Consider the following 673-nt stretch of genomic DNA (forward strand, 5'->3'; position numbering starts at 1 on the left):
TTTTTACTATTTCTTTCATTTATTATCTCTAAATAATGATTGGATAGCATAGATGAATTGATTAGCTTATCACTAACAACTTTAGCATCTCTAGGAATATCTAAAAGATTATCTTTTTCTAAGTTAGTTATCTCTTCACTACCATTTAATACATAGTCTGAATATATATTACCTGCTGCTACCCCAAGTAACTTACCATCTTCTGTCTTTCTTCCCTCTAAATGTATACCTAACTCTCTTGATAAACCTTTCTTAAACTCTAACTCACTCATATCTCCAAATGTATATACATTTTTTTCTTGGTCTACTATTACCCTTAATTCTTCTCCTCTTTCTCTTGCCTCATAGTATCTTCTCTTTAAATCTTCTGGTAATAATTCTACATTCTCTTCTGTTATCCTATCAAACACCTTTAAATCATTAAAGTCAACATCTCTTACAAGTGATAGTCTATCTTCTTTTGTATTCGCTGATTTTTCATTTAAACTTCTTACTATATACTCTCCATTTAAATGATAATTTGATAACTCTTTTAAACTCCTTCTCTCTTCATCTGCTATATCTGTTTCTTCATCACTTGTAGTCTTACTTATATTCTCTATACTAGACCTTATACCCTTATAGCTACTCTCTAAATCTTTTAAAGCTAATTCTTGTTTTTCTTTAAATTCAT

Annotated in this window: 1 protein-coding gene; it reads right to left on the bottom strand. The window is 29.0% G+C overall.

Going from position 1 to position 673, the window contains the following annotated elements; all coding sequences use genetic code 11:
• A partial coding sequence (locus AYC60_RS09170; protein ID WP_197417008.1) for a hypothetical protein occupies nucleotides 1-673 on the bottom strand: 673 nt, incomplete at both ends.

Source organism: Streptobacillus felis (genome assembly GCF_001559775.1).
GTDB classification, from domain to species: Bacteria; Fusobacteriota; Fusobacteriia; order Fusobacteriales; family Leptotrichiaceae; genus Streptobacillus; species Streptobacillus felis.